Raw genomic sequence first — 26748 nt, forward strand, 5'->3', positions numbered from 1 at the left:
CTAAGCCCAAATATCCCTGAGGAACGTTTTCATACTCGCTCAGATAGTGACTGCAACCTTAGTTTACTGATCTTTCTTGATTAATGAACTCGTCATCATCTGATTCATCTGGACCTGCTAAAAATTTATCTTCGTAATCAATTACAAAACCGGCAAAAATACGAACAATGCGATCATCTATTTTTTCAGGATAATGAACTGAAACACTCCAAGTTTTATCGCCAAAATTGCGATTGAGTTCGGCAATAGGATGAGGACCGCTCGTTGATGCTAAAATGACGAATCGGTCAAAGCTGGGATTTGCATAAGCATAACCAATTTCAGTAGCTTTCCCTGACTCATCATAGTCATATATGGTGAATTTTGCAGATTCCAGTGTTGCTAAATTCCCGTCAATAAAACCAATTTGTACGCCACGAGTATCATAAATATCAATCTCTTTAGCCCAAGGATATAAAGAACCTAAAGAAATGATTCGCGTGATACCGGTCGCTTGCCATCCATCTTTATTGGATAAATCATAGTTTGTACGAATACGAAATGCGCTCTTTTTTATTGACCCCGGATAGGTTTCTCTTTGGGGAGATTTAATTTGATAAACTTCTGAAAACTTATAAACATCCTTGGTAACGACAAAATCATAAGGATGATCTTCATGAACACCATAACTGTTAGCAAGAGTTGCATACGACATTGTCAATAGAGCAAACAAACATGACACCAATAATTTACGCATATACGATTTTCCTTTTGGTTAAATAATATTTGAAGATGCCAATTTGGCAACTATGAAGAATAAATAAAAATATAAATAATTCAATATTCTTCACATCCCTCCTGCGAAGGCAAACTCATAGTAAAGCAAATTTATTAAGAATTTATTAAGTAATAAAAAGACATCTAAAATTATTCATCAAAATAAAGAACTACGGGAGAGTGTACAGTGATAAGTGCTCGAAAAATTGACAAAAAAGCAGTAGAGAGAGCAATACTCACTTCACGCTTTAAGGAGGCATTCACCTTAAGAAAGCGCTCTCAAGCGATGCGGAAGCAACACTTGAGAAGATAAAGGTGAGTCTAATTGGGACCTCCTAAGTGCTGATCGTCTTCAACCTTTCCTTGTACTTTAAATGCCTCTATTGCTTCGGGAGCCGGAAATAAAGAAGTAGGTGTAGTAGTGGCGTTTTTCGATTCAAAAATGCCAAATTGGACTAGATTGGAACTGCGTTCTTGCTTCCCATGCGGATCTTTCTCTGCCTTTTCTCCATTTTCAGAAAGAGACATGAGATCGATTTCTTCTTGTATTTGTTGATAGCCACGATTTAAGGCAGGAATTTTGTGGACTAATTCAGAAACTTTCAAGCTCAGTTCGCTCTGCTCTTCTTTTAACTGCTCGAGTTCTTTATTTAATGCTTTCTTCACTTTTCTTTTCACGGAATCATCTTGTAATTGTTTTTCAATCGAATTGATTTGGTTTTTAAGGCTCGTTGCCTGGGTCACTAAGTTTTTCATAGAAACAAGTACCACTGTTTTAGAGGATTCTCTCATATGTTCCAGTTTTTCGCGTATTACATGGCTTGTATTTGCTAAATGTTCCAGTTTATCAGCATGACGTTCTTTAAAATCTTTATTCCAGTTGTCATCGCTGATGTAATTTTCCAATACGGGAGTTAATTGACTTAAAAAACCGCTCAAACCCAAAAGATCTGTAGCTGGAAAGAGATCTAAATCTTGAGTCAATCGGGGAGCCATAATAATGGCGAGATTATGGTACGTCATACGATTAGTTTCTTGGAATCTGCCAGCCTGATGCATTAAATAGCAGTAATGATAAATGATTTCTCCTGCACGCTGATGATCTATTCGTTTTGACAGTAAAAGGTCACTAATGAACTCATCGAGTAATTGATTTGCTGCTTTTGTAATATCTTTTTTCAGTTGAACACCCAGTAATAACTTTAATTTTTTAGAGAAACTGATCTGTAGATTATCTTTGGAGTCTAATAAGGGACGGTTTTTAAGAACAGCGGGAATCATTCCCAAACTATTATGTAGATGCTCACTGTTTACTTTATCCTCTTTCATCACATAGTTACTTAGAATAGCTCCATCAAATTGTTCGCTGATCAGTTGCTCAAGTAACTTTTCTGTTTCTTCCTTTGCTCCTGCAACTCGAAAAACTCCAGAAGTTTTTAACAATCCTGGGTGTTGGGATACAAGTTGTGTTAAGGAGCGCAACACATTCACTATGATTTGGGTATTATAAGGGCCAGGCATTTAAATTCTCCGGATATTGAACGAATATTAATTTATGGCTTTGGTTTTAACTATTTTCAAATAAAAGGCAATTTGAGGTGAGTTTGTTTTGAGCTTATCTGGCTTTTCAGCGCAGAACTCAATGGTGACATGATAAGCAAACGAGCAAATGTAGTACTAGCCTATCACTGATAATCCTGTATTACTATATATAATGCTGTAAGGATTTACAACGAAGGACTGAGCTGAATAAATCATGGTTTGTATGAATTTCTTTTTTTTAAAAAACACAAAAAAAGATGGACCAGATTGAATTCGTTAACAGGTGGATCAAAGGCTGCACCTACAGAAGGTTTTTAGCCATAACTGATCCAGAACTTTTTTTTTATAGATTTAAGAATAAAAGTAAGGCTTTCTGTACATGCATTCTGTTTTCACTTTGAGTGAAGATGATTGAAGCTGGACTGTCAGGCAAGGTTTCGGATACTTCTTTTCCTCGTTCCATGGGCATGCAATGCATAAATACGGCTTCTGGTTTTGCATATGACATTAAGGATTCATTGACCTGGAATCCCTGGAAGGCTTCATGATTTTCCTGTTCTTCAAAACCCATGCTAGTCCAAACATCAGTGTATACCGCATGGGCATTTTTAACCGCATCTTCAGGTTTGGAAAAATGATAAATCTTATCTGGCTTTATGTCCTGTGCCTGTTGGACAATTGAAGCATTAGGTTGATGGGATGCGGGGCAACAGTAATTAATTGTTATTCCTAATTGCGGCGCAAGCAGCATCAAACTATGCAAAATATTATTTCCATCACCAATATAGGCAACAGTCAGTCCTTCCAAAGAGCCAAATTGCTCCCATAGACTTAATAAATCAGCTAAAATCTGACACGGATGATGTAAGGCGGAAAGGCCATTGATTACAGGAACTTTCGCATAAGCGGCCATTTCTTGTAATATTTCATCCGCATGAGTTCTTACCATAACAAAATTTGCATAACCATTTAGAACTCTAGCCATATCCGCAGGGGTTTCTTGCTTTCTCGTATTACTTACACTTTCAATGGCTATTCCACCCATACTTTGAATTGCCATTGCAAAGCTTAGGCGAGTTCGAAAAGAAGGTTTTTCAAAAATCATGGCAAGGCTTTTATCAGCCAGAGCCTGACTGTAGAACGAGGGGGTTTGCTTCAAGGCCTTTGCTTTCTCTAAGACATGCTTTAATTCTTCTGTACTTAATTCGGCTCCGGTAAGAAAGTGCTTGATTTTTGGGGGAGAGGATGTCTTCTTTACCTCTGATGGTCCTGGGCTATGTCCTTTGTCTTGATAGGTACCTGTCTCAAGATCAAATAGTGCTTGTTGTAAATTGATCACGAAGGTATTGGTGGTTACTTCGCTAATCGGTTGAGAATGAGTTTCTTCAACAAGCGTTTTTTTAACTGGAGTGTAAAGGGACATGTTGAGCCTCCTAAATTAAATCAGAATATGGTTTCTGTTAGATTTTGAATTAATGTTTATAATGAATCCTTGAACCAGATTTTTTCTAGTTTTTGAATTTCTCCACTGGCATTCAGTTTTTGCAGGGCTTTATTAATCTTTGACGTTAATGGAGAACCTTTTTTCAGTGCTAATGCGTATCCATAGTCTGCTTTAGCAATTAGCGAAGAAGAGAGTTCCAAATGTTTTTTGCTATAGATTTTACCTTGGGCACCATCCAATAAAACGACATCAACATGATTTGCAAGTAGTGCTTCAATCGCTTGGTTATTATTATCAAATGTGGTGAGCTCCACCTGAGGGTAATTTTCTCGTAGCCATATCTCCATCGTACTACCAAGCTGTACTGCTACTTTTTTTCCTGTAAGTTGACTGGGTGTGGTGATGGGTTGACTGGAATGATATACCGAGGCCATTCCTTCAAAGTAATAGGGGTCAGAGAAATCAAAATTGACTTTTCTCGCATCAGTAATCGTGATTGTAGCTATGGCAATATCATCTTGCCCAGAACTGATTGCAGGAAGAACAGTGCTGAATTGCATGTTGTCAAAAACAGCTTTTTTTCCAAGTTCTTTAGCAATAAGTTTCGCCAAATCAATATCAAATCCTTTTATTTCCCCATGGTCGCTATATTCAAAAGGTGGATATTCTGCTGATGTGGCAAAATGCAGACTATTCTCATTGTTTTTCGTTTTACAAGAAGATAAAAAAATACATATCGCTAATAAGAATAGGTTTGAAAATCGGCTCATTTGAATTTGAATCCACTATGTATCCATTTTATGAATATACAGATCCATGGTTTTATTGTCAATGAAAATGAATTTAATTTCAATTTATCGAATATGCGTTCAATTCATTTTTTTCAGGGATAATGAACTCAGCATTCAACACAGAAAAAAGGGATATAAGAGCGATATGAAATAACTTCTTGAATATTCAATAGTATTAGATAATATCAGCGGAGCTGGAGTACGACATTCCATTTTTTAATCGTTTTAGTGGAGGAGTTGTGTTTAAAAAAAAAGAAGTACAGAAAATTGCCACAAATACAGGAAATTTTTCTCAGGTTCCTAATGACGTAATGTACCTGATATTGCTTTTTCTTGATGTTAAGTCGCTGAATCATCTCGCTATGACTAATTCAACGTTCAAAAAGCTGGTTTCTAATTATCCAAAGCAAATCTACGTTAAAATATGTGATAAAGAATATAAAGGAACCTACTCACAAATACATGCCCAATTTATAGGTCACCTCCAACACAAAGAAGCCGAAATTGCTCGCCAAAAGCGTCGCAAGGAAGAAAACGCAATTGCGGAACTTAGAAACGTTGTTACAACTCAAAAAAATGACATAAGACAAACCTGGGATGTTCCACTTAAAAAGTCATGCATCACTAAGGAAGAACGACTAGCCATAGGATGCGGTTTTACTTTCGGTTTAATTGGTGGGATTCTCGTTTCCTGTTTCACGCCCATACCTTGGTACTTCGCTTATTGTTTAGGCATGGGGGCAGGAGGAACAACACCTTTAGTTGCCTCGCGAACCATCCGTTGTTGCTGTGGTAAATGCGTGGATTGTAAAGAACAAGAGCTCAACACCAGAGAGGAAAATCTGAAAAATAATTATCCTTCTTCCCCAAGTATGAGAATGTGAAATGAGTTGTGGGTGCGGGTAACTGTATTTTAAAAAGTTACTCGCTTCCAAACCTCTTCTAACTGCTTGAAATGAACAGAGTATATAAGGAAGCTTCTGTCATTTGTTAAAACCCAATTGTCTCCAAGCTTCATATAAAATGACTGCAACAGCGTTCGAGAGATTTAAACTTCGATTATTCTCACGCATAGGGATAGAGAGCGACCTGAATTTCTGTAAAATTTCTTGAGGCAATCCTCTGGATTCTGGACCGAATAAAAACAGATCATCTACGGTATATTGAACGGTTGAGTAACATTGTGTGGCTCGAGCGCTAAAGGTATAGATAGTCTTTTGATGGTGTTGTTGAATAAATTTTTCCCAACTTTCATATTGGTCAATAGAGGCCCATTCATGATAATCCAAGCCAGCACGTCTCAGTGCTTTTTCTTGTAATGAAAATCCAAGAGGATGTATCAAATGCAATTTTGCCCCAGTGTTGGCACATAGTCGAATGATGTTTCCTGTATTTGGAGGGATTTCAGGTTGGTAAAGGGCGATATGAAACATAATGTTAGTGAATTAATAAAATGGTAATCGTTTTTTGTTAAAAAAATTGGTTCTTGATATTCCAGAGCATTTTTTCAAATTATATCTGAACATAAGTTTTAAACAAATGCTTTTGATTAGGTACTCATTAATGTTACAGACCTCATGATCGTCAAGAATTGTGTTTGTAATTGGCTATGCGCAAAAAATGAAACTCGTTCACGTGTGGTTGATTCGCTACAAACAGAATGCTCCATAAAGCTATGGTCGCATTGTTGTCTACTAAAAAACGTCCATCAGCTAATAATAACGGTTTATTATTAACGGTGATGAGATAGTTGTCTGTAAACCAGTTAAAAATAATAAAATCCCTCATTAATGAAGATGAGTTTTTCACATATTCAGGTAATTTTTGATAAGAAAACGCACGATAACGTGTCACAAGTTGGCTTCTTGATTCTTTTAAAAGTGGGGTTGAAACATTAATGAGGTACAAACGATTTTTATTTAATGCAATTCCTCTCCACTGTGTGGAACTGAGTAACATGGGAAACACACGTGCCTTGTCTGTACTTACTCCTAATTGGGCAAGCTCATCTCGAACTGCCGTCATTGCTCGATAATGTTGCTCGATATTGAATAGCAGAAATGAACTGATTAGGACTAAAGCAATAAGGACAGGTTTTCTTTGATCAAAGACCAGAGCTGCGATTACTCCTAAACCCAGGGGGATGGTCACAAAGGGATCAACAATAGATACAATATCCCAACTCACTCTAGTATCAGAAAATGGCCAAAATAAAACCGTTCCATAAGTAGTACAGGCGTCTAACAGGCCATGAGTTGAGTAACCGATTAAAGCGGCTAAAAAGGTAAATTTCCACTGGGTACGAAAGCGTTTAAAAATCAACAAAGTTAAAGTAATGATTAAAGCACCTACGGGGATAAAACTTAGGGAGTGTGTGAAGTGACGGTGATAGAGAAAAAACAGCATTGGATTGCCTGATTCTTGAATGAATATATCCAAATCAGGTGCCATGGCTGCCAAGCCACCGACAAGCCAGGCATTGTGTTTGTCCTTGCTGTACAAAATTGCTTGAGAACAGGCTGCCCCTAAAACCGCATGCGTCACTGGATCCATGTCTTAACCTTTTGAAGGAGTTTATGATTCTTATTTTTAGCCCCTTAATAGAGGAGCATAGCTCGCAGAGAGTGCTTCCTGACAATCTTGTTGTATCGAATATTTTTTTCGCGAATGCAAACAGTAAGTGTCAGAAAGCAAATAAAAATCTAATGAGCAATACAAGGCTCTTCTTCAAGATAGCCACTTAATACAGCATGCTCACTATTTTTCCAATACAGTCTTGGTTGACCTGACTTTTCAGTGGGTCTGTATAAATGGCTTATCACATTTTCTAGATAGCTTGGGTTGGTAAACAATGCGACGGCTATCTGGTTCTTCAACGCTTTAGATTGTCCATTGGTGTAGAGCAAATCAATTTCGCCATTTATTGTAATCATAACCGTGGTGAATAATCCCACGCCATAACCATCTTGATGCATAAAAAATAAAGAAAATGGGATTGCATATTGGGTACTCTCTTTAAAATCAATTTTTAATTGTTGAATACCAGAGTCTGTTGGCCATTGAACATGGTGTAATCCCTGTTGTTTTGTTAACGTACCGTTTGCATTAAACCGTAATGTGCCTTCATCCAGCATTACTTTGCCAGCAAATACTTCGGCCTTCCACATGCCAACTCCAGTTTTTGTTAATTTAATCGTTAATTCATCGGTATTAGATAGAGAATCGAAAATCATTAAACTGGCTACAAAACTATCACCCTCACTGGCCATAGCAGGAAGATTGGCCCCCATTTTTATTTTACTGGTGGCTTTAGGCGCTAAATTTTTTGTGGGGATTTTGATTTTACTTAAATGCTTGAGAGCTGATTTTTTTGTTATTCCAAGAAGGTAGTCACCCCATTCTGTGCGAAGGTAATCATCAGCGTCTAAATAGAGTCTGCCAAAACGTGTAAACAGTAGTTCACTGTTTTTTTTGCCACTTGATACAACAAAATAACCAGGGTTGAGCAGAGCAAGATCGAGTGCATTTCCTGTCGCTGTGATGGGGCATTGATTAATCGTCAAAGGCTTTTGAGTCAATTTAAATAAATTATCTGCATGCACTTGAGATGAAATTATGAGGGCAGCTGTGAATAAAATTGATTTAAGAGTCACGTTAATTCCTTTTAAAATAAATATAAATTGTAGAGAAACAAACAACTCCCTTTTTGTAAAACTAATCTTTTTTGATCGACAAAGCAGGGCGCGATCTAGAATAGCTGGATTTAGGTTTTCTGTCATTGAGAAAAAGACCGAAATCAGCTATCTTGTGGGCCAAATTAAAGTGATTATTAATTGACTTAGCCAGAAAGGATTTTAATCCCCTTTTACTTAAGGGAGAAAAGGAAGAATATTTTATGTTTAAACGAACAAAAACGGATTATTTCCCACCATCTTTTTCCATGCGTTCTTTATTTATAATTTTTAGTTCAGTGATTGTGACTGCCAATGCAAGCTATGCTGAACCAGCTAAAATAAATCACCAAGCGAACCAAAGAGACTTAAATTGGTTTCATCCATTTATTACTCTCTCAGGTGGTGTTGCAGTTGCCAAGACAGGACATTCACAAACTTTAAACATGGAAGGTGATTTCACAACGTATCAATATACCCCCAGCCATGACCATTCAAATCGGATGTTATGGGGAGGGTCTATTGGAACTGAAGTTCCAATTAATTCACTGTGGGCTTTGCAGCTTGGTATAAGTTATTATAGGCCTAATAATTTTTCTAGTAGCGGTATTTTAATACAAGGGGTAGATGAGCAATCAGCGGATGAGTTTACCTACAATTATAAAATAAAAAGCAGCCAACTTTTTTTTGAAGGCAAGTTATTACATTCTGTTAAACAGATTTTTCATCCCTATGTCTCTTTAGGTCTTGGAGCTGCGTTCAATAATGCTTCAAATTATCAGACCAGCGTGCCCCCGTTTCTAACGTTTACCCCAGAATTTGAGGATCATAAAACAACGAATTTTGCTTATAGTCTTGGTCTTGGCATTGATATGGATCTAGGTAAAAACTGGCGCTTAGGGTTCGGTTATCGTTATGTGGGCTTAGGTGAGGCGAATTTGGATGAAGGAATGCTTGATGTAATACCTTTCACAAGTACTTTGACACTACCCCATCTTTATATGCAGGAAGCCATAGTACAACTAAGCTATTTAATTTAGGAAATAGGAAAAATGAAAAAGAATAAAAGGATGTCCTCTTTATTTCTGTTTATTAGTGCCACTTCGTTAAGCACGATGAGCTATGGGGTTGCCTACAATGTTGTACCCAAAGCAGGTACGGTGTTACCTACTCAACTTGTTTTAGGAAATACTGCAACAGCATTTTATACCGTAACGAATGCTACGCGTCGTACGCTACCAGGGGGATTTGTTAAATATTTACCACCTAACGTTACCCAAGTACTCAACGATACAACTTATTCTGATTTATGTGGTGCAAATTTTACCTTGTTGCCAGGAGGGAGCTGTACATTAGAACTTAAGGTTTCAGGTGCTGTTAATCCACATGATCCTAATCCTCATAATCATCTTTTTGTTTGTAGTCCTAATGTTCCAGCATGCGCAGGGACGAATGAACCTTTAAATGTTAGGGCCTTCGAACCTACAATAAAAGGGGTGGTGCAATCAGGGAATGTTTCTGCAATTCCTCTCGCGAATGCAAATGTTACTATTTACACTGCCAGTTCAGCGTCTGCAATACCGATTGCTAATGCGACAACCAATGGATCAGGACAATTTTTTATTTATATTCCACCTGAACAAATACCCCAAACAGCTTCATTTTATGCAGTTGCCCGCCAGGGAAATAACACCAAGCTGGTGACTGTAATAGGTAAAAATCTGCTTCCAGCGATTACAATTAACGAATTGACGACGGTAGGCGCAGCTTTTTCAATGGCACAATTTTTTAATAATGGGCAGATTAGTGGTAGCTCATTAGGATTAAAAATTGCCTCAGGCATGAATGATAATTTAGTTTCACCGATTCAAGGTACTCTATCGCAAGTGATTACTGCGTCACCCAATGCAGATCAAACAAATACAATGCGCTCCCTCAATAATTTATCTAATTTAATTGCCTCTTGTGTTCAAAATTCGCCAGGTGCATGTACTGTTCTTTTTGGATTAACCACAGTCAATGGTTTTGCACCTACAAATACCTTAGATGCATTGGTAAATATAGCGCATAATCCGGCGAATAATGTACTAGGTATCTATGTCCAATCGAATCAATTTGCTACTTATCAACCTTCTTTAAAAACCAAACCTGATGCGTGGACTTTAGCGGTAAAATTTAATAATTCAGGCAGTTTGTCAGCTCCTTTTGGTGGGCCAGCCAAAACGGTTTTTGATAAAAACGGGTACGCCTGGATTACGAATAATGTGATTCAAGGCACTCCCAATTCATCCAACTGGCTTATTGTTTTAAAGCCAAACGGCCAACCTGCGGACGGAATAAATGATACCCCCACATCGCCACTATTTGGCGGTGGTCTTTTAGGGAATGCTTTTGGAATTACAATTGATACGCGTGGATCGATATGGACAGGCAATTTTGGATGGGGGAGTTGTGATACCTGTTTGCCTCCAGGAGGCGAGGGGAGCGTATCTCAATTTTCTTCAACGGGTATTCCAATTTCAGGCCCTCTAGGCTATATATCGGCTTTATATAGAGTTCAAGGTACTGTTTCAGATAAAAATAACAACATTTGGATGGCCAGCTATGGTAATGACAGGATTGTTGTTTATTTAAATGGCGATCCTAATTCTGCCATTTATTATCAAGAACCTGCAAACAGTGGACCTTTTGACATAGCTATTGCTCAAGATGGTTCTGCATGGGTGAGTAACAGCAAAACTTCTGCTGGCAACCCAGGTTCGGTAATTAATAAATATGTGATTTCCGGAACCCAACTCATCAAAACTTTAGATGTTCAATTACCCGCCGGTAGCTCAACAAGGGAGGTTTCTTTAGATTCGCAAGGTAATGCTTGGGTGGCATCTGTAAATGACTCCACAATCTATAAAATTGCCCCCAACGGAACCTTTGTTGCATATAACGGCGAAGGTGGTGTGTCTGGACCTTGGGGGGTTACTGTGGATGGTGACGATAATATCTGGGTGGCTAATTTTGAGGGCATTGGCTTTCCCCCTCAATTTTCAATTTCCAAACTTTGTGGTATTAACACAGCTAAGTGCCCAACAGGATTAACTACAGGTGATGCGATATCTCCTTCAACCGGGTATACCTTACCCAGTGCAGGGAGCCAAGTATTGCTCGCCGATGGTACTCCGCTTAATGGCGCAGGTGGACCACCCAGTTTTAATCCTTTAATGCGTCTCACTCACGCCATTTCAGATCAAGCAGGAAATGTTTGGGCTGCAAATAATTGGAAACCACTTCCTTTTAGTGACAATTACTTTAATCCGGGAGGGGATGGGATGGTCGTGTTTATAGGAATTGCGGCACCACCGCAAATGAGCCAGTGATGACTTTATTGACATTATCGCTAAGTCTTTTCGTCAGAGTATAGTGATTGTCAAACCAACGTAGAAAGGTCTAAATCTACGTTGGTTTTTTTGGCTGCACGAGAAGGTAAGCCTCAATTCATCAGTTTGCTTAATAGGTATGATTAGATCTATTATTATTTTGTATGAATTACAAATTATCGCCCACATCAGGACATTTTACTTATGCATTTACTTTTTGATTTTGATGGTACGCTAGTAGATAGTTTTGACTGCGTGATTGAAAACACCAACTTATTGGCTGAGCAATTCAACTTCAGAAAGATTAAAGAGCATGAAATTGATTCCCTTCGAGAGCTTTCATCAAGAGAATTAATCAATTTTTTAGGGATTTCTTTTTATAAAATACCTTCTTTAATACGACAGATTAGGTATCTTTTACACGAACAAATGGTGAATATGAAGCCGATAGCTAATATTCCTACAATCTTGGAGACTTTTTATAAGTCGGGATACTCACTCGGCATCTTGACTTCTAATTCAGTTGAAAATGTTCTTTTATGGCTAGACATGCATCAAATTCACCACTTTTTTAATTTTATCCATGATGAATCGAATTGTTTTTCTAAACGTCATTTACTGAAAAAAACGCTCAAAAAATACAAAATTGATAAAAGCAAAGTATTTTATATTGGAGATGAAACCCGAGATATTGAGGCAGCAAAGAGAAATAATATAAAATCAATCGCTGTAACCTGGGGTTACAATTCAGAGAAAACTTTATTAAAGCATCAGCCTACATACCTTGCAAAACAGCCTGAAGAGTTGTTAACGATTTGTTCTGAAGTTTCTTTCACAGGGTTTAATGATTATTAGTTTGTCATAGCCAACGAAGCGAATCACCCAATACAATTTTATTCTTTGAACAAATAAATTATTTAAACGTACGGTTTATGAATTACTAAAATCAAATAAAAAAGAAAAATAGTTTGAGTCAAGACTGTTTTTTTAATTTTTATTTGTATAAGATAGCTACGCCTAATTCCCTTTCAAAATAATCCAAGTCTGTGGATATTTATTTCAATCAATAGTGAACCAGTAATTAACAGTTTATAAAAAGCCCTTACAGAGTCTGCTTTATTCTATTTTTAAATCCGAATAGTACTATATAAGTTATTCACATTTTCTGTGGATAAGTCTGTTTATAGTCTGTCAAACACCATGTACAATTTAGGGGTTAAGCAGGTGACTCATCTTTTTCCAAGGTGTTTTTTCAGTAAGACTAACAGGACGTTATTGTGCCTGTTGTTTTACCTAATGTAGGTGGCGTCTGCCTTGCGCTTGCTTAATCTCTAAAACGATTCACACCTTCTATGGCCTCATTAGGGAGTGTGCCTTCAATTTTAGATCCAAATTTATCTTTATTTATGGCGACAAAGAAGGAGGCGGTATTAAATAAAGATGGAGTAGTGGCCTTAAATCCTAGACGAGCATAAAGATTAGCATCCGCTCTACTTAAAAAGGGATTGAGTTTCTGATTCTCTTCATCAAATAAAATAATTTGCTTTGCTTTCGGGAAGCGAGTTTGAATGGCTTGTAGTTGTTCTGTACTCATTTTCTTTAGCTCTTCAGTTGCTAAAGACACGGTTGTAATATTTTGAGGTATTGCTTTAACAATAAGCGCCAGTTCTGCTGCTGTCTTTCGCCCAAGGCCATTCCAGCCTAAATTAAGATGGGAGATTCCTGAATCTTTTAGGGTGTCTAATAGGGCTGCCAGTTCTGCTGCTGATTTTTGCCCAAGGTCATTGTCACTCAAATCAAGATGGGTGATTCCAGAGTCTTTGAGGGTGCTCAATAGGGTTACCAGTCCTATCCCTGTCTTTTCCCCAAGACCATTCGCGCGCAAACTAAGATGAGTGATTCCAGAATCTTTGAAGGTGCTTAATAGGGCTACTAACTCTGCTTCGGTTTTTTTCCCAAGGCCATTCGCAAACAAATCAAGGTGGGAAACTCCAGAGTTTCTGAGGGCGTTCAATAGGGCAACCAGTTCTGGTGTTGTCTTTTGCCAAAGGCTATTTCCCCCTAACTCAAGATGGGTGACCCCGGAATCTTTGAGGATACTCAATATGGCGACCAGGTCTGGCCCTGTTTGTTCCCCAAGGCCATTTCCTCCTAACTCCAGATGAGTGATTCCAGAACCTTTGAGAGTACTTAATATCGCTATCAACTCTGCTACTGTTTTTTTTCCAAGATGATTCAATTTCAGATCAAGATGGGTGATTCCAGAGCCTATTAATTGTTTGAGTTCAGAGATTATTTGAGCGGTTTGTTTGTTTGAGAGATTTAGGCGCATTGACAAGTTTTCCTATACTAAATATTCGCTACGATACTTAGAACCTGTTTGTATTTCTGCTTTTTTGTGCAAATATAGCAAATGTAACCAGGCTCTGTTCTGAAGGTGGAGTTAATTAAATAATGATCTATTTATTCATAATTGGTTCAATGTTATCATTTATTGAGCAATTGATCAATGTATAATAGGTAACCTGTTACAGGAAGTGGCTTGGTTGTGAGCAGTTAGCTTTTGATCACATTGTTGTCCCCAGCGGCTTGGCCGCGTGGGCTCGTGTTTTAATCCCGCTCTCCTTGTGCTTCCTGAAAGCTGTGGCGGATGAGATTTTGGTAGCTGGAGGTTCTATTCATTTTTTTGGCAGTGCCACAAATAATGATCCTGAGTGATTTAGCGCATTAGCTTCCATACCGGCTTGATTGCCTTCACCCTTATAAACATCAACATGTGCGCCCACAATGGCACCGCCTGTGTCTTGGGCTACACACCATGAAGTAGATTTTTTGCAGTTATAGATAAAACTCACACCAACAGGAATTACGCGGTGATCTGTTGCGCATGAAGCATGTGGGGTGAGCGAAATATTTTCAGAACCATATGGGCCTCCAGCTTCTTTAGTAAAAAATACAAAGCTTTGATCGCGATTTCGCAAGTCAGCAGCTTTATCGCGGTTTAGAGGGTTATCGAGATATTGGCGAATTCGCTTTTCTGATGCGCCGCTTAGTTTAATCTCTTTAGATAGGTTGCAGCGTAACTTTGCTTCATCATGACATTTAGGATCTTTAGCGCAACGTTCCATTGCATCCAGGTTACCACCACAGGTTGGGTCTTGTGCACATTGAACTATGCGACCCAGCATGGTGCGCGGCCTGCCATTGGCGCCATCGTAATTAATACGAAATACTTTGCCATCGAGAATTAATGAACCAGATCCTTGAAGCATTAAAAAAGAAGGGTCATTTGGGTCTTTAACATAACCAATTATATATTTTGGATTTAAAGCTCCATGATCAATTTCTTCGCGGTCTGGTGCTATAGAGTACGTGCCATCGGCATTTTTCAGACAAAATCCACGCGGTATCTTGGTAAGCGGGTCAACTCCGCAAAGAGGAGCTTTCAAATTAAATTTCTTGCATTCTGAAGCTGCATTGACAACACCTGGGTTACTGTAGATAGGATATAAAAATCCTCCTCCACGTTTGGTGCGAGCCTCAACAGCGGCTGGCGCATAATAGGCAGTAAATTGAAATTCACCTTTTTTAAAACCTGCATGATTTTCAGGCCAACCATCGCTTTTATACCAGTCAAATTCGCTTTTGATACTCGCTAAATATTTTTGAAAATTGCCTTGGGCAGCTTTTGCAAGACTGAGCATTTTTTTGTTGGCTTCGAGGCACCATTCTTGTCGCTTAAACTGATGGCCAGCAATAGTCACTGTTTGAAATTCACCATGGTACTTATTGCAGTTTTCAATCTGATTATTTAAGGCTTTAATTACTTCATCCATATTGCCCACTGAGTTATCTAACGGCAGTTCTGAAGCTGAAATTTTATGAAATTTAAACCGCAACACACCGGGCTCTTTGGCAGCCATTTTCTGTCTTGAGGTAAAATCCACAAGTCTTCTAACATCTAAACAATGTTGAATTGGATCTGCAGGGAGGGTTGCATGGGTGATGATGCTAAAAGTGATTAGTGCAATTATTAAAGCGGATCGAAACATGGGTATCCTTAGCCATAGCAATGGTTGAGTCTCGTTTAGCCATTGATTTTGAGTTGTGTAACAAAGATTATATAGGCTATTTGACCAGTCATCAAAGGGATGTATTGATGTTAATGGTGCGGTGTGAATACCTCACGTGACTACGGGGTCATTTAATGAAGGCTATACTTGTTTTAAATACAGAATTGAAACAATTAATATGAAAGGTTATGAGAAAATTTCATTTAGTAGAAGATAAAACACCAACACATGCTAATTTAGCTCGATTCTTGAAGGCCGAAGGATGGAAGCCCAGTAAGTTTTCTGCGCTGGCGTCAGTGAATGAGAAATGGCTCCATTTTTCACCGCTGATTAGTCAAACCTTAGAGTATAAGCATCTGCTTGCGGCATTTTTACAAGCAAACCATCTCGAATATTTGATGCCAGAGACCTTTTTCATCGATGATGACACTTGGCCTTCTGTTTTGGCTAATATCAGTAACTCAGGGTCTGCCAACACGCCTTGGATATTAAAACCGTCCATGTTAAATAATGGACAACATATTCATATCTTTCATGATCTTAATGCCATTGAGGCACATTTTCTTTCCCATCAGCGAATGGGAGGGGCCCAAGTTTTGCAACGTTATATTGTTAAGCCGCAACTGATTCAAGGGCCCACTTTGGGGCATAAGTTTTCTATTCGAGTATTGTTGGTCTTATCGACACATGCAGGCTCAGCACTTTTTCCGAGTGGCTATGTGAATATTGCTTTAAAACCGTATCAAGAAGATAACTTCAATCAACTGGAGGCTCATCTTACCAATGAACATCTGAGTGAGGAGCGACTAAATGTGGTGCAACGCCTAAGCGATGAAATCGCCATTTTTCAACCTTATAAGATGACTATTATTTCTATCTGCCAACTTTTAGTAAATGCATTGAAAAATCAATTTACCTCTATTTGGCAAGATAGCCAGCCGCGAATTGCGTGCTTTGGCTTTGATTTTATGGTTGAAGCAGAGGGAAATAAACTTTGGTTATTGGAAGCAAATCATGGACCTTGTTTTCCAGTGGATGATTCACATCCTTTATTTAATATTTTATATCGTCCTTTTTGGCAACAATTAATTAAACATTTTATTGAGAGGGAGCCATCCAATTTTATTGAGTTGGACTAGCAATCTTGATACTCAGTTATTAAATTACAATTTATAAAAATTTCTGAACTTGGTTTTTGATCACTTATTATAAGCACATAACTTGATAAATTAACTTTGACGTTCGGCTAGTGGTCCTTTTTTATCCATATAGATATCTTTTTCTAAGTCGCTTACCGTTAATACCATACATAGTCCAGAATCTAACACGGCATATATAAATTTTAGCCTAATTTAAACATCAAAATCCTCTTGGCTCCTTGGTAATCGAGCTGATTGGTTTGGCTTTTTTCGCAGTCAATGATTTTTAAATGACTGCACTCATAAACTCAAACTACTAAAGGATTGATCAGTATTCGAGGAATGCTCCTGGCTTTCGACCTCTTTATTCAAGCTATCACTAATAATGGAGTATAATTGACTGTTTGAAGCCGAACTCCACTGTGAAAACGGATTATATTCATTTGCAATTTTTTGCTGAGCCTCTCTTAATGCATTCAATTTTTCTAACTTACTTAAACTATCATTTTGTAATCGATTGATTAAGTGCATCGCCATTTCTACTCTATTATTCGAGTTTGGCCTAAAAAATGAATGACTATAACCGGATTTACTCTCGATGTAATGTTTTAAATCAGTCACTGCTGCTTGTGGATCAAAGCGTTCAGAGAGCTCTTCTAACATTTTGAGTTCGAATTTGTATTGAGTCAATAATGCAAACTCTTCTTTTGTGCAATCTAATTTTTCTGGATGGAATTGGTCAAAAATAATGTGACGTAGTTTGTCAGATTGGAACAAATCAGCAATTTCCTGCAGTTCCGAAATTGTAGAAACAAAAGAATCAAAAGGAACTTTTGATAAAAGGCGTTCGTGTGTATTAATGGGCATCAAAGCCAAGCATTGCTCCAAAAGATCTTTTGAGTTAATAAGATAGAGAAATTTCTCGAGCACTTTTAATTTAGAATTGTGTCCCGTTTTTTGTAATAGAGAAAGTAGCGCATTGCCCTCTTTAATTTCATCTTTAAACTGCAAAAAAAACTGTTCTAATAGAGCAGATTGAATCGCATCATGGTTGTTCCAGGCAACATAGTATGCAGTCCATTCCTTAAAGGAGGTGATGCGACTGCTTATCTCGTCGGCCATCATCCGATGTAGTGCTGCTGCGTCATAGCTTAGTAAAAATTGATGGAATGAAGTGTAATTATCGGGATTTAACCACTGATATAAATTAGGTTTAACAAACGCTAGAACTTTTTTTTGTTGGTTGCTGTAGTAAAAAAGTGCTTGAAGAATCTGGCATGTATTATCATAGTTGTTAAGCAGTACTGGATATTTATCTTCTAGAGATGCAAACACTTCATCAAGTAACTCAGGGCTTACTCTTTTTCCTAACAGCAAAAAGTCCTGGCAGGAAGTAATTGAAGTGGCGAGTTGTTGTGCATATTTTTTTCTCAAACTACTTTTTGCTGGCTCTACAAGTTTGGCGAATAATTTTTGATATTTCTCCTTAGTATTGTATTCTTGGATAAGTGCTTTAAATTGAGCATCAACAATGAGTTGTTGCTGTTCTTTTGAGAACAGATGGATAAGCCCATGGATTTTCGCGACAGAGTTTAGCTCAGCAAAACGAGGCTGGACACAGGCTGCGACTTCCTTAAAAAGTTTGGGATGATCTGCCAAATTGATGAAATCCTGAAAACTTTGAATCAACGGTTCTATAAAAGTGGCTGCTTCTAGATCATGATATTTTGAACTTTTTCGGATTAATTGAATCACTTGATCAAGCAATCCCTCATCATCACCATCCAACATTTGGGGACGATGTGTTAAGGCTTCTAATACCTCATCTAACAATGAAGTTAGGGGCGGTAAGTCCTCTTTTGCTTGATTTGCTTCAGCATCGATGGGAACTTTATAGAGATCTGGATATTGATTAAGGAATTCAAAGAGGCAATTGGATATTTGATGAGCGCAAGGAAAAATGTTTTCTTGCTGTTGTCGCTTAAACTCTTCATCTGTGAGAACACAATCTTTATGGCGAACAAATAAAGCCAATAAATAACTCTCGAGAGTCAGATCGGCACGGCCATAACTTTTAAGGTTGAGTTGCCTAATTAGCGGTTTGTCAGCTAAAGCTGTATTTGCGGGTAAACTGAGCTCCTGGGGGAGCTTGCGCCAAAGTTCATAAAAAGTTTTAATTGCTCCGGCGACAACCTCGTTATCTGCCCACTCCTCACTGCCTGAATCAGCAACGGACGCTTTTCCAAGCTCCAAAGCTAATTGATGTAGCGCAAAACCGATTGAATTATTATCATATTTTTGGTTGTGTTGTTTCTTTAATACTTGAATAAATGTTTCACTGGCCTTGCCAGCAACCTGTTCTAGATTGAGCATATCTCTACCGCCCAATTTATAGACCACTTGGTTTGCTGAGGGTTGGAAATCAGCAATCACGAGATTGCTATCCACTTTTGCCGTTTGAAAGATTTCTGCTATAGGAATCAGTTTGTTATGAGCCTGATTGGTAATATAATTTTCAAGTTCAAAATGTCCATCTTGTTCTGTTTCAAATTTGAGATTCCCACTTTCTCGATTCAAACCAACAAGACCAGGCATTAAAATCTGACATATTGCTTCTTTAGGATCCGCAATTGCTTCTGCTATTTTGAGACAGAACTGGTTAGCAGGTAAAAATGGATGACGGGTATAGGCTAGATTCGATTTTTTCAGCAGTTCCCAGCGCTTTTTAAAATAGTTTCTGAAGATTATGGCGTCTTTATCAAGAGAAGAATTATCATCCCGACCCTGGATTAATTGAGTAAAAAAGGAAAAGGTAAATGCAGACTCCTGCTGCATAATATTCACTGTTTTCGCATCCAGGTCAGAAGAAAAAATTGACTTTTGATTTTGATAAACACGAAGCAGTTCTTTTAATTGTTTAACGGTAAGCATAGAGTCGGGAACCAAAAAATATGTTTGGCCAACTATAAATTAATCTGCTTCTTTTTTTCAATGGAAAAGTTTATCGCGAGGGTAGTGACGTAAATTGTTCCCTCAGTAATCTGATATTTATATTTTAAGATGCTCTCCAGGTTTACTTCCTCTGTCATTCTGACTGGCTTTTGTATCAAATATAAATAATCAGATCGGTACGATATAAAATTTCATCTCGACTTAGATAATTAAAACCTTAGCCCCAGGATTGGCTTTTACCCAATTAGCCACATACTCGATATGGGTATTTTTGCCAACAGCAATGCATCCACGCGTTGAGTAGGGTAAGTTGTTTAACCAATTAAACCATCCAGAAGACTGAGTGGGCCCATGGATTCCTACATCTCTACCTGTATATCCTGCAGCTGATTGCTTTGCAGTCGGATAGAGAATTGGAATGAAGACTTTAAATTGATTGGATTTTCTTGGATGAGCTAACCCATATAATCCAATTGGAGTTTTATTATCACCCGCTTTCTTTTTACCGACGCCTTTATATCCGAGAGCGACTTTAAAGGTCTTAATTACAGTGCCGTGTTTACAAATAGCTAAAGTTCGCGTTTTGGTATGTACATTGATTCCGTTTGATAAAGGACAAGTCGATGTACCAGCGAATAAAACGACAGGGAAAAAAATAGAGATCATTAAAACAAATGCTTTTATTTTCATACAATCAGACGAATATTACTTAAATTGGTCAATAATTATCCCACAATATTACTTTTATTCCTAGGGTTGGCAGGTTAAATCTTATCGAGTCTGATACTTTTGATTTTCAGGCCAGGAATTTTCATTTAAAGTATGGCTCCGAAATGGCCGGGATGCTTGATGATTTTTCGATTGGGTATCACCATTTTTTTAAAGAGGGTGCTTTAGTTTTGTGATAAGCCTTGTTACCCCTTATCACTCACTTATGGAGAAGAAATATTTTGCTCAATGACTACTTTTATCTAAGATTTTGTAGATTTTCAATTCTAGTTTTATTGATACTAATATGTAGCGGAAACATTACAAATAGTTTTTTATTAGAAGTTGGATTTAAAGAAAATGACACCAGAAATAGTCTTACACTGATGATGAATGGAGATGCTCATAAGCCGTTTGTCTATCGCTCTCTTTTACCGAAAGGGATAAAATGGTTTACTGAGCAATTGAGTTTGGATACTCAAAAACAGTTATTTCAATCAATTAATAGAAAAGATTCACTCCGATCACATTATTTTTCAACACTGTCTATGGGCTCCTGGACCCCTGTGATTGCGATAACATATAATCTTATGTATTTGATAATTGTTTTAGCGACCACAGGAATTCTTTTTATTGTTTACCTCTTAGGACGCATGCATCATTTGAATTTTGGTGAAGCTTTGGTTTGTATGATTAGCTTTAGCTTGTTATATCCTTTGACCTTTCAAACTTATGGTTATTATTATGATTTTATAGAATTGCTCGGTATATTTTGTGCCTGTTATTTCGTACTGAAGCAACAGAGAATTATGTATACGGTATGTATTGCGGTGTTTTCCTTTAATAAAGAAACATTTTTTTTGGTACCACTTGCCCTTTTTTTTCTTCATCCAAAACAGGTTACTTTACCAACACGGATCATCGATTTGGCATTGCAGTTGCTTATTTGTTTCGCCAGTCGTTTTTATATCATGAGTGGTTATGAGGCTAATATTGGAAATTTCGTTGAATATCACTTTCGTGAAAATATTTCGTTCTGGACGAAACCAGCCAATTTCTTTAAGTTTTATAATGTAATCGCCAAAGGAGTGCATACTCCAAGTCTGCAAAATCCATTAATTGCTGTACCTTTCTTTATTTTTTTTAAACACGCCTGGAATGAGTCGCCACAAAGATATCGTAATTACTTCTGGGCTGCTTTTTTACCTCTTATACCTTTATTTATCTGTTTTGGATATAAAGATGAAATGAGGGTGTTTTCCTTAGCTTTTCCAGCAATTACCTTAATTACTCTGCATGGTGTCACTAAATTTAATGAAATATTTTCTGGATTAAGCAAAACTGTAGGCGTGGTTAATGAAAGTAATTTGCATTAATAATTAAGCCATAAAGTCAGTAAGAGTCTAAAACGTTTAGGGTGCTTTGGAAAAGAAATTAATTTCTTTTCGGTTCTCTTTATCAGATTGTTCCTTTTTCCCAAGAAATTGATCTACCTGAAGTTTCAAAGACTCATTTTCAAGGCGCAATTTTGAGAGTTCTTGCGATAATTTATCAATTACCTGAAACTGAAAATTATTTTCCCTACAAAAGGTTTGAGCCAGCTTGCTATCGCTTACTACAGCAGTTAATTTTTCTATTAAATCTTTTTTATCCGAATGATTCTTAAAAAATACCAGCATTTTATCCAGAGAATTAATAATATTTTGAATGTGATCCAGAGCAGTTATCTGACCAAAGATAAAATGTCTGTTTTGCGTATAAATATCAACTAGCTGTTGTACCTTAGCTTCCAATTGTCCTTGAGTGGTATTGATTAATTCCAATTGTTGGGAAATTTGTATTTTAACATTCCCTGTCTTTATTCTGGCAGGCCTGTTGCGTGCTTCTCGTAATAGGCTATTGTGATCGAGTTTCAGGTCATTGAGTTTCGTATACAACTCTAAAGTTTCATTTATTTTATTAGCGAAAAAAACATCAAAGGGGATGGGGGTTTCAAAGAAGCGCTCTGTATTCATTTCAAAATGAAGGTTGAGCTGGTCACATTTTTGTTTTAGGTTCAATACCGATTTTTGATAATCTGATAATTTTAAAAGAATTTCTTTTTTGCCGATCATTATTTATCCTGGCTGTTCTTTACAATTTCATTTTAGCATATATTTACTTAGCTCAAATTCATTAGATGAATGGAAATGTAGTCTGAAATGAACATGCGAAATTCAGTTTTTAATTTTCTGAAGCAAAGTGTTTAATTGGATTTTTTGAAGTAAAATTCACAAAAAAGTGAATTAAAATCACTATGCTGGATGAAACTTAAAAGTTCAATATTATTTGTTGATTGAAAATGACGTTTCTTGTCAAGCTAAGCTTATTTATGATTATTTTAATTAATAAAGAGTATGCATTTGATAATTTATTATACTTGAACAATAATATACTATTAGAGCAGTAATGCAGTTAGGCTGCATGGTTAGATGCAGATTGATTGTGTCATCAGTTAGTTACTCTTCTTGATTTAATTTAAGCGGCTGCATTACAAAACTCTTACAGTAATGAGTGGAGTGTTCAAATGCTTGTGGAAATTCTCTCACGTGCCCAATTTGGTTTTAGCATCGGATTTCATATTTTATTTCCAACATTGAATTTGGGGTTGGCCTTATTTTTGGTCATTATGGAATTCTTTTGGCTTAAAACTAAAAAAACAGTTTACCTTGAAATTTGCAAATTTTGGACCAAGATTTTTGCACTTACTTTTGGAATGGGCGTTGTTTCAGGCATTGTCCTGGCTTATCAAATCGGAACAAATTTTGGCCCGTTTATTACCCAGTTCGGCAATGTTTTGGGTGCATTATTCGCCTATGAAACTCTAACCGCCTTTTTTCTTGAAGCAGGTTTTTTAGGCGTCATGCTCTTTGGTTGGAAAAGAGTACCACCGCTACTGCATTTTATTGCAACCTTTCTCGTTGCCATTGGCACAACCATATCTGCATTTTGGATTATGTCTGCAAATTCGTGGATGCAAACGCCTAGCGGGTATGAGTTAATTGGTGGGAAGTATGTAGTTGCTAGTTGGTGGGCCGTGGTGATGAACCCATCTTTTATATCTCGCTTCATCCATATGATTCTGGCCTCTTATGTGACAACTTCCTTTGTGATCATGGGTGTAGCTTCTTATTATTTGCTTCGCAAAAAATCAGTGGAAGCAGCAAAGAAAACGATGTCTTTTGCACTTTGGGCCGCTTTGATTCTTGTTCCTGTCCAAATTGGTGTTGGTGATGTTGTGGGCCTCAAGGTTAAAGAATATCAACCGCTTAAAACAGCGGCGATGGAGGGGCTTTGGCATACTCAAAAAGGGGCTCCTTTAGTATTGTTTGCTTGGCCTTCTCAGGCAGAACAACAAAATAACTATGCTATTGAAATTCCTAAACTTGCAAGTTTTATCAATACTCATCATTGGGATGGAGAGATGGTTGGTTTAGACTCTGTGCCACCCAACCAACAACCAAGAGTTGCGCCAGTATTTTTCTCATTTAGAATCATGGTCGGCATCGGACTTCTGATGTTCGCAACAGCTGTTGTTGGAGTGTTTCTTCGTTATAAAAACAAAGTTTATGTGGCAAAATGGTTTCACTATTGGTGTTTTGTACTAACACCGCTCGGTTTTATAGCCAGTATTTCCGGATGGCTGACAGCTGAAATTGGAAGACAGCCTTGGGTAGTATATGGGTTATTAAAAACTCATGATGCCGTCTCTGCAATCAGTGTCGAAGATGTGATTATCTCTTTTATTCTGCTTGTTCTTGCTTATGGCGTTGTCTTTGGGTTTTATTTGTACTATCTACTGAAAATGATTCGTTTAGGTCCTGAAGTCATTGAGGAAGAACAGGTCGAACATCATGCATTTCAATACATGACTGATTTAAATGTGGAGAAAAAATAATGCTTCCATTTATATTTGCTGTATTACTTGCTTTTATTGTCATTATGTATGTCATCTTAGATGGTTTTGACTTAGGGATTGGAGTTTTATTCCCATTTACCAGCAGTGAAAGCGAAAGAGATAAGATGATGAATTCAATCGCGCCAGTATGGGATGGCAATGAAACCTGGCTTGTTTTTGGCGGTGCCATATTGTATGGAGGATTTCCTCAGGTTTATGGGGCTCTTTTGCCCGTTCTTTATATTCCTATCATGTTCATGTTGATTGCGCTGATTTTTCGCGGCGTTAGCTTTGAGTTTCGCTTTAAAGCATATAAGTCCAAACCTATATGGAATTGGCTATTTGCGATTGGTTCGATTGCCGCAGCTTTTTTTCAAGGAGTCATCTTAGGATGTTTTGTCCAAGGGTTTTCAATCAATCCGCAGACTATGGCAATTACTCAGTCCAGTTGGTTAACTCCTTTTAGCCTATTTACCGGGGTTGCCCTAATATGTGGTTATGGACTTCTTGGCGCAACATGGATGATTATCAAAAGTGGGGACAAACTTCAAAGTAAAATGGTTCACTATGCCCGAGGGTTACTGGTTGCTGTGAGTTTCTTTTTAGTCTTTGTTAGCATCTGGACACCATTGCACAGCACTGAAATCTTTTATCGCTGGTACCAATTTCCCAATTTTTTATGGCTAAGTCCGCTCCCTCTAATTACTGCATGTGCGATTTATCTTACCTGGAGAAACTTATCTTTGAATTCAAACAATGAACGCAAGCCTTTTATTTACAGCATCATCATTTTTTTGTGTTCTTATATTGGCATAGCGATTAGTGTTTATCCTTATTTGATTCCACATCAGATCACTATTTGGGAAGCAGCAGCCCCATCGTCGACACTTACATTCATATTAGTCGGTGTCGTTATTATGTTACCCATACTGCTGGCATACACCTTATATGCCTATTCTCTTTTTAGAGGTAAAACAGAGGAGCATTACCATTAGGCGATCAATACATCTGCAAAATGGCAGCTATAATTTAGCTAATACCGTTTATGAGGAATAGAATTATGGCAAATCAAACGCGCGAAGGATTAATTAATCAGGTTAAGAGTGATTCTAAGGCAATCGCTTTGATTTACTCACCAATTGAGCTTCATGAATATATCGTTGAAATTATCGCTAAAGATTCTGATGAATTTATTCATAAAGGAAAAGAGCTATGGCATTTTAATTCTATTGACGAGGCAATGTCTCGCGCTGCAGAATATGGGGCAGAAGAATTTTTTCTATGTGCTGATAATACTTACGATGAATGTGGTTCAGAAAGTCGGCCACAAAGTTTTGATTACATACCTCTTTATTCAAAGACAAAGCGCAGCAAAAGTAATTAGTTATTAAGTAGACGAATGGTTTCGATTTGGGAAAGAATTAGGGATTAATTTGATGAAGTCTTTAGGAAGTTTGATACACAGTTGGATTGTCAGCGAAAATAACTACAATCCTGATGAGCCATTAAGCAATACCATTGATTGGATTCGAGCGATTCCCTTCCTTATGATTAACCTCAGCTGTCTATTGGTTTTCTATGTACGTTTCAGTTGGATTGCCTTGAGTGTCGCAGTGATTCTGTATTTTTTTCGTTTGTTTACGATTGGTGCTTTCTATCATCGATACTTCTCTCATAAGGCATTCAAAACCAATCGCTTTTGGCAATTTATTTTTGCAGCCCTTGCAGGAACCTCAGCCCAACGCGGCCCTCTTTGGTGGGCAGCACATCATAGGCAACATCATATGGTGTCTGATACTCCGGAGGATGCTCATTCCCCAGTACAGCACGGTTTTTGGTGGAGTCATGTAGGTTGGTTTCTTACCAAAAAACATTACCATTATAATCCGGAGCGAGTTAGAGATTTGGAGCAATATCCAGAACTCGTTTTTCTTGAGCGTTATGACAATCTAATGCCAACATTATTGTTTCTTGCTCTTTTCATGATCGGTTGGATTCTTCAGACTTATGCGCCTCAATGGAATACTGGTATTGGTGAAATGTTGGTTTGGGGCTTCAGCGTTTCCTTGGTAGCATTATTTAATACAACCGTAATCATTAATTCCCTGTGTCATGTCTATGGTACAAGACGTTATGAAACGTCGGATAACAGTAAAAACAATCTGTTTTTTGCTCTCATTACGCTTGGTGAAGGTTGGCATAATAACCATCATCATTATCCCGCATCAGCGCGTCAGGGATTTCGATTTTGGGAAATTGACATTACTTATTACCTAATCAAACTTTTAGAACTCATGGGTATTGTCTGGGATGTTAAACCGGTGCCCAAATCTTTATTAGAGCAGAATTTAGCTAAAAAGTAGT

At 37.6% G+C, this 26748-nt stretch carries 22 protein-coding genes; 10 read left to right on the forward strand and 12 right to left on the reverse strand.

Translation table 11 applies throughout. The annotated features are described in order from the left end of the window. Positions 1 to 58: 58 nt before the first annotated feature. The 4 genes from ACF8MK_RS10655 to ACF8MK_RS10670 all read right to left on the reverse strand — a co-directional run bounded on the left by ACF8MK_RS10655 (position 59) and on the right by ACF8MK_RS10670 (position 4512). Complete coding sequence (locus ACF8MK_RS10655; RefSeq protein WP_265702784.1) at positions 59 to 736, reverse strand: hypothetical protein; 678 nt, start codon at positions 734 to 736, stop codon at positions 59 to 61. A gap of 341 nt (positions 737 to 1077) precedes the next feature. Beyond that, the gene (locus ACF8MK_RS10660; protein WP_392536637.1) at positions 1078 to 2277 is read right to left on the reverse strand and encodes a GTPase; all 1200 of its coding nucleotides are present in this window, start codon (positions 2275 to 2277) and stop codon (positions 1078 to 1080) included. Positions 2278 to 2641: 364 nt separating this feature from the next. Then, the gene (gene argF, locus ACF8MK_RS10665; protein ID WP_392536638.1) at positions 2642 to 3721 is read right to left on the reverse strand and encodes an ornithine carbamoyltransferase; all 1080 of its coding nucleotides are present in this window, start codon (positions 3719 to 3721) and stop codon (positions 2642 to 2644) included. Between the two features lie 56 nt (positions 3722 to 3777). Continuing rightward, positions 3778 to 4512, reverse strand: a complete 735-nt coding sequence (locus ACF8MK_RS10670; RefSeq protein ID WP_392536639.1) for a substrate-binding periplasmic protein — start codon at positions 4510 to 4512, stop codon at positions 3778 to 3780. A gap of 260 nt (positions 4513 to 4772) precedes the next feature. Between ACF8MK_RS10670 and ACF8MK_RS10675 the strand changes: the two genes are divergently transcribed. Beyond that, positions 4773 to 5417, forward strand: coding sequence for an F-box protein (locus ACF8MK_RS10675; RefSeq protein WP_392536640.1), 645 nt, complete (start codon positions 4773 to 4775; stop codon positions 5415 to 5417). Between the two features lie 99 nt (positions 5418 to 5516). Here the strand turns inward: ACF8MK_RS10675 and trmL are convergent, their stop codons facing one another. The 3 genes from trmL to ACF8MK_RS10690 all read right to left on the reverse strand — a co-directional run bounded on the left by trmL (position 5517) and on the right by ACF8MK_RS10690 (position 8186). After that, positions 5517 to 5966 carry a tRNA (uridine(34)/cytosine(34)/5-carboxymethylaminomethyluridine(34)-2'-O)-methyltransferase TrmL gene (trmL, locus tag ACF8MK_RS10680; protein ID WP_392536641.1) on the reverse strand — a complete coding sequence of 150 codons (450 nt, stop codon included), beginning with the start codon at positions 5964 to 5966 and terminating at the stop codon, positions 5517 to 5519. A 151-nt stretch (positions 5967 to 6117) separates the two neighbouring features. Then, the gene (locus ACF8MK_RS10685) at positions 6118 to 7086 is read right to left on the reverse strand and encodes a metal-dependent hydrolase (RefSeq protein WP_392536642.1); all 969 of its coding nucleotides are present in this window, start codon (positions 7084 to 7086) and stop codon (positions 6118 to 6120) included. A gap of 149 nt (positions 7087 to 7235) precedes the next feature. Next, on the reverse strand, positions 7236 to 8186 hold the full coding sequence (locus ACF8MK_RS10690) for a flagellar hook-basal body complex protein (protein WP_392536643.1): 951 nt from the start codon (positions 8184 to 8186) through the stop codon (positions 7236 to 7238). 242 nt (positions 8187 to 8428) lie between these two features. Between ACF8MK_RS10690 and ACF8MK_RS10695 the strand changes: the two genes are divergently transcribed. From ACF8MK_RS10695 to ACF8MK_RS10705, 3 genes are all read left to right on the forward strand, one after another. Then, positions 8429 to 9244, forward strand: coding sequence for an outer membrane protein (locus tag ACF8MK_RS10695; protein ID WP_392536644.1), 816 nt, complete (start codon positions 8429 to 8431; stop codon positions 9242 to 9244). Between the two features lie 12 nt (positions 9245 to 9256). Further along, on the forward strand, positions 9257 to 11575 hold the full coding sequence (locus ACF8MK_RS10700) for a hypothetical protein (RefSeq protein ID WP_392536645.1): 2319 nt from the start codon (positions 9257 to 9259) through the stop codon (positions 11573 to 11575). A 204-nt stretch (positions 11576 to 11779) separates the two neighbouring features. Continuing rightward, positions 11780 to 12430 carry an HAD-IA family hydrolase gene (locus ACF8MK_RS10705; RefSeq protein ID WP_392536646.1) on the forward strand — a complete coding sequence of 217 codons (651 nt, stop codon included), beginning with the start codon at positions 11780 to 11782 and terminating at the stop codon, positions 12428 to 12430. A 469-nt stretch (positions 12431 to 12899) separates the two neighbouring features. On the opposite strand, the gene ACF8MK_RS10710 is transcribed toward ACF8MK_RS10705, so the two are convergent. Both ACF8MK_RS10710 and ACF8MK_RS10715 read right to left on the reverse strand, forming a co-directional pair. Next, positions 12900 to 13907: a hypothetical protein gene (locus ACF8MK_RS10710; protein ID WP_392536647.1), complete on the reverse strand. Its 1008-nt coding sequence runs from the start codon at positions 13905 to 13907 to the stop codon at positions 12900 to 12902. Between the two features lie 346 nt (positions 13908 to 14253). Then, complete coding sequence (locus tag ACF8MK_RS10715) at positions 14254 to 15627, reverse strand: MltA domain-containing protein (protein WP_392536648.1); 1374 nt, start codon at positions 15625 to 15627, stop codon at positions 14254 to 14256. 209 nt (positions 15628 to 15836) lie between these two features. Here ACF8MK_RS10715 and ACF8MK_RS10720 point away from each other — a divergent pair, with 209 nt between their 5' ends. Next, a complete protein-coding gene (locus ACF8MK_RS10720; protein ID WP_392536649.1) occupies positions 15837 to 16787 on the forward strand; it encodes a tubulin-tyrosine ligase in 951 nt (316 codons plus the stop codon). Positions 16788 to 17087: 300 nt separating this feature from the next. On the opposite strand, the gene ACF8MK_RS10725 is transcribed toward ACF8MK_RS10720, so the two are convergent. Together ACF8MK_RS10725 and ACF8MK_RS10730 are read right to left on the reverse strand one after the other, a co-directional pair. Continuing rightward, the gene (locus ACF8MK_RS10725) at positions 17088 to 19718 is read right to left on the reverse strand and encodes a hypothetical protein (protein ID WP_392536650.1); all 2631 of its coding nucleotides are present in this window, start codon (positions 19716 to 19718) and stop codon (positions 17088 to 17090) included. A gap of 222 nt (positions 19719 to 19940) precedes the next feature. After that, positions 19941 to 20429 (reverse strand): L,D-transpeptidase family protein, encoded by a 489-nt coding sequence (locus tag ACF8MK_RS10730; protein ID WP_392536651.1) that lies wholly within the window; start codon positions 20427 to 20429, stop codon positions 19941 to 19943. Positions 20430 to 20833: 404 nt separating this feature from the next. Here ACF8MK_RS10730 and ACF8MK_RS10735 point away from each other — a divergent pair, with 404 nt between their 5' ends. Then, on the forward strand, positions 20834 to 21823 hold the full coding sequence (locus tag ACF8MK_RS10735) for a hypothetical protein (RefSeq protein ID WP_392536652.1): 990 nt from the start codon (positions 20834 to 20836) through the stop codon (positions 21821 to 21823). 36 nt (positions 21824 to 21859) lie between these two features. Here ACF8MK_RS10735 and ACF8MK_RS10740 read toward each other — a convergent pair whose 3' ends face one another. Further along, on the reverse strand, positions 21860 to 22561 hold the full coding sequence (locus tag ACF8MK_RS10740) for a hypothetical protein (RefSeq protein ID WP_392536653.1): 702 nt from the start codon (positions 22559 to 22561) through the stop codon (positions 21860 to 21862). Between the two features lie 452 nt (positions 22562 to 23013). Between ACF8MK_RS10740 and ACF8MK_RS10745 the strand changes: the two genes are divergently transcribed. The 4 genes from ACF8MK_RS10745 to ACF8MK_RS10760 all read left to right on the forward strand — a co-directional run bounded on the left by ACF8MK_RS10745 (position 23014) and on the right by ACF8MK_RS10760 (position 26747). Further along, positions 23014 to 24384 (forward strand): cytochrome ubiquinol oxidase subunit I, encoded by a 1371-nt coding sequence (locus ACF8MK_RS10745; RefSeq protein ID WP_392536654.1) that lies wholly within the window; start codon positions 23014 to 23016, stop codon positions 24382 to 24384. Then, positions 24384 to 25379 carry a cytochrome d ubiquinol oxidase subunit II gene (gene cydB / locus ACF8MK_RS10750; protein ID WP_392536655.1) on the forward strand — a complete coding sequence of 332 codons (996 nt, stop codon included), beginning with the start codon at positions 24384 to 24386 and terminating at the stop codon, positions 25377 to 25379. The genes ACF8MK_RS10745 and cydB overlap by 1 nt, the downstream gene beginning before the upstream one ends. 65 nt (positions 25380 to 25444) lie before the next feature. Then, a complete protein-coding gene (locus ACF8MK_RS10755; protein ID WP_392536656.1) occupies positions 25445 to 25768 on the forward strand; it encodes a hypothetical protein in 324 nt (107 codons plus the stop codon). A gap of 52 nt (positions 25769 to 25820) precedes the next feature. Next, on the forward strand, positions 25821 to 26747 hold the full coding sequence (locus ACF8MK_RS10760; RefSeq protein WP_392536657.1) for an acyl-CoA desaturase: 927 nt from the start codon (positions 25821 to 25823) through the stop codon (positions 26745 to 26747). Position 26748: the final 1 nt, after the last annotated feature.

The organism is Legionella sp. 227 (assembly GCF_043161935.1).
GTDB lineage: Bacteria > Pseudomonadota > Gammaproteobacteria > Legionellales > Legionellaceae > Legionella > Legionella sheltonii.

Coding starts and splice junctions, on each gene's coding strand:
- ACF8MK_RS10710 (WP_392536647.1), bottom strand. CDS start 13,907: ATGCGCCTAAATCTCTCAAACAAACAAACCGCTCAAATAATCTCTGAA.
- ACF8MK_RS10740 (WP_392536653.1), bottom strand. CDS start 22,561: ATGATCGGCAAAAAAGAAATTCTTTTAAAATTATCAGATTATCAAAAA.
- ACF8MK_RS10760 (WP_392536657.1), top strand. CDS start 25,821: ATGAAGTCTTTAGGAAGTTTGATACACAGTTGGATTGTCAGCGAAAAT.
- trmL (WP_392536641.1), bottom strand. CDS start 5,966: ATGTTTCATATCGCCCTTTACCAACCTGAAATCCCTCCAAATACAGGA.
- cydB (WP_392536655.1), top strand. CDS start 24,384: ATGCTTCCATTTATATTTGCTGTATTACTTGCTTTTATTGTCATTATG.
- ACF8MK_RS10660 (WP_392536637.1), bottom strand. CDS start 2,277: ATGCCTGGCCCTTATAATACCCAAATCATAGTGAATGTGTTGCGCTCC.
- ACF8MK_RS10715 (WP_392536648.1), bottom strand. CDS start 15,627: ATGTTTCGATCCGCTTTAATAATTGCACTAATCACTTTTAGCATCATC.
- ACF8MK_RS10755 (WP_392536656.1), top strand. CDS start 25,445: ATGGCAAATCAAACGCGCGAAGGATTAATTAATCAGGTTAAGAGTGAT.
- ACF8MK_RS10685 (WP_392536642.1), bottom strand. CDS start 7,086: ATGGATCCAGTGACGCATGCGGTTTTAGGGGCAGCCTGTTCTCAAGCA.
- ACF8MK_RS10695 (WP_392536644.1), top strand. CDS start 8,429: ATGTTTAAACGAACAAAAACGGATTATTTCCCACCATCTTTTTCCATG.
- ACF8MK_RS10730 (WP_392536651.1), bottom strand. CDS start 20,429: ATGAAAATAAAAGCATTTGTTTTAATGATCTCTATTTTTTTCCCTGTC.
- ACF8MK_RS10725 (WP_392536650.1), bottom strand. CDS start 19,718: ATGCTTACCGTTAAACAATTAAAAGAACTGCTTCGTGTTTATCAAAAT.
- ACF8MK_RS10720 (WP_392536649.1), top strand. CDS start 15,837: ATGAGAAAATTTCATTTAGTAGAAGATAAAACACCAACACATGCTAAT.
- ACF8MK_RS10705 (WP_392536646.1), top strand. CDS start 11,780: ATGCATTTACTTTTTGATTTTGATGGTACGCTAGTAGATAGTTTTGAC.
- ACF8MK_RS10670 (WP_392536639.1), bottom strand. CDS start 4,512: ATGAGCCGATTTTCAAACCTATTCTTATTAGCGATATGTATTTTTTTA.
- ACF8MK_RS10655 (WP_265702784.1), bottom strand. CDS start 736: ATGCGTAAATTATTGGTGTCATGTTTGTTTGCTCTATTGACAATGTCG.
- argF (WP_392536638.1), bottom strand. CDS start 3,721: ATGTCCCTTTACACTCCAGTTAAAAAAACGCTTGTTGAAGAAACTCAT.
- ACF8MK_RS10745 (WP_392536654.1), top strand. CDS start 23,014: ATGCTTGTGGAAATTCTCTCACGTGCCCAATTTGGTTTTAGCATCGGA.
- ACF8MK_RS10735 (WP_392536652.1), top strand. CDS start 20,834: ATGATGAATGGAGATGCTCATAAGCCGTTTGTCTATCGCTCTCTTTTA.
- ACF8MK_RS10700 (WP_392536645.1), top strand. CDS start 9,257: ATGAAAAAGAATAAAAGGATGTCCTCTTTATTTCTGTTTATTAGTGCC.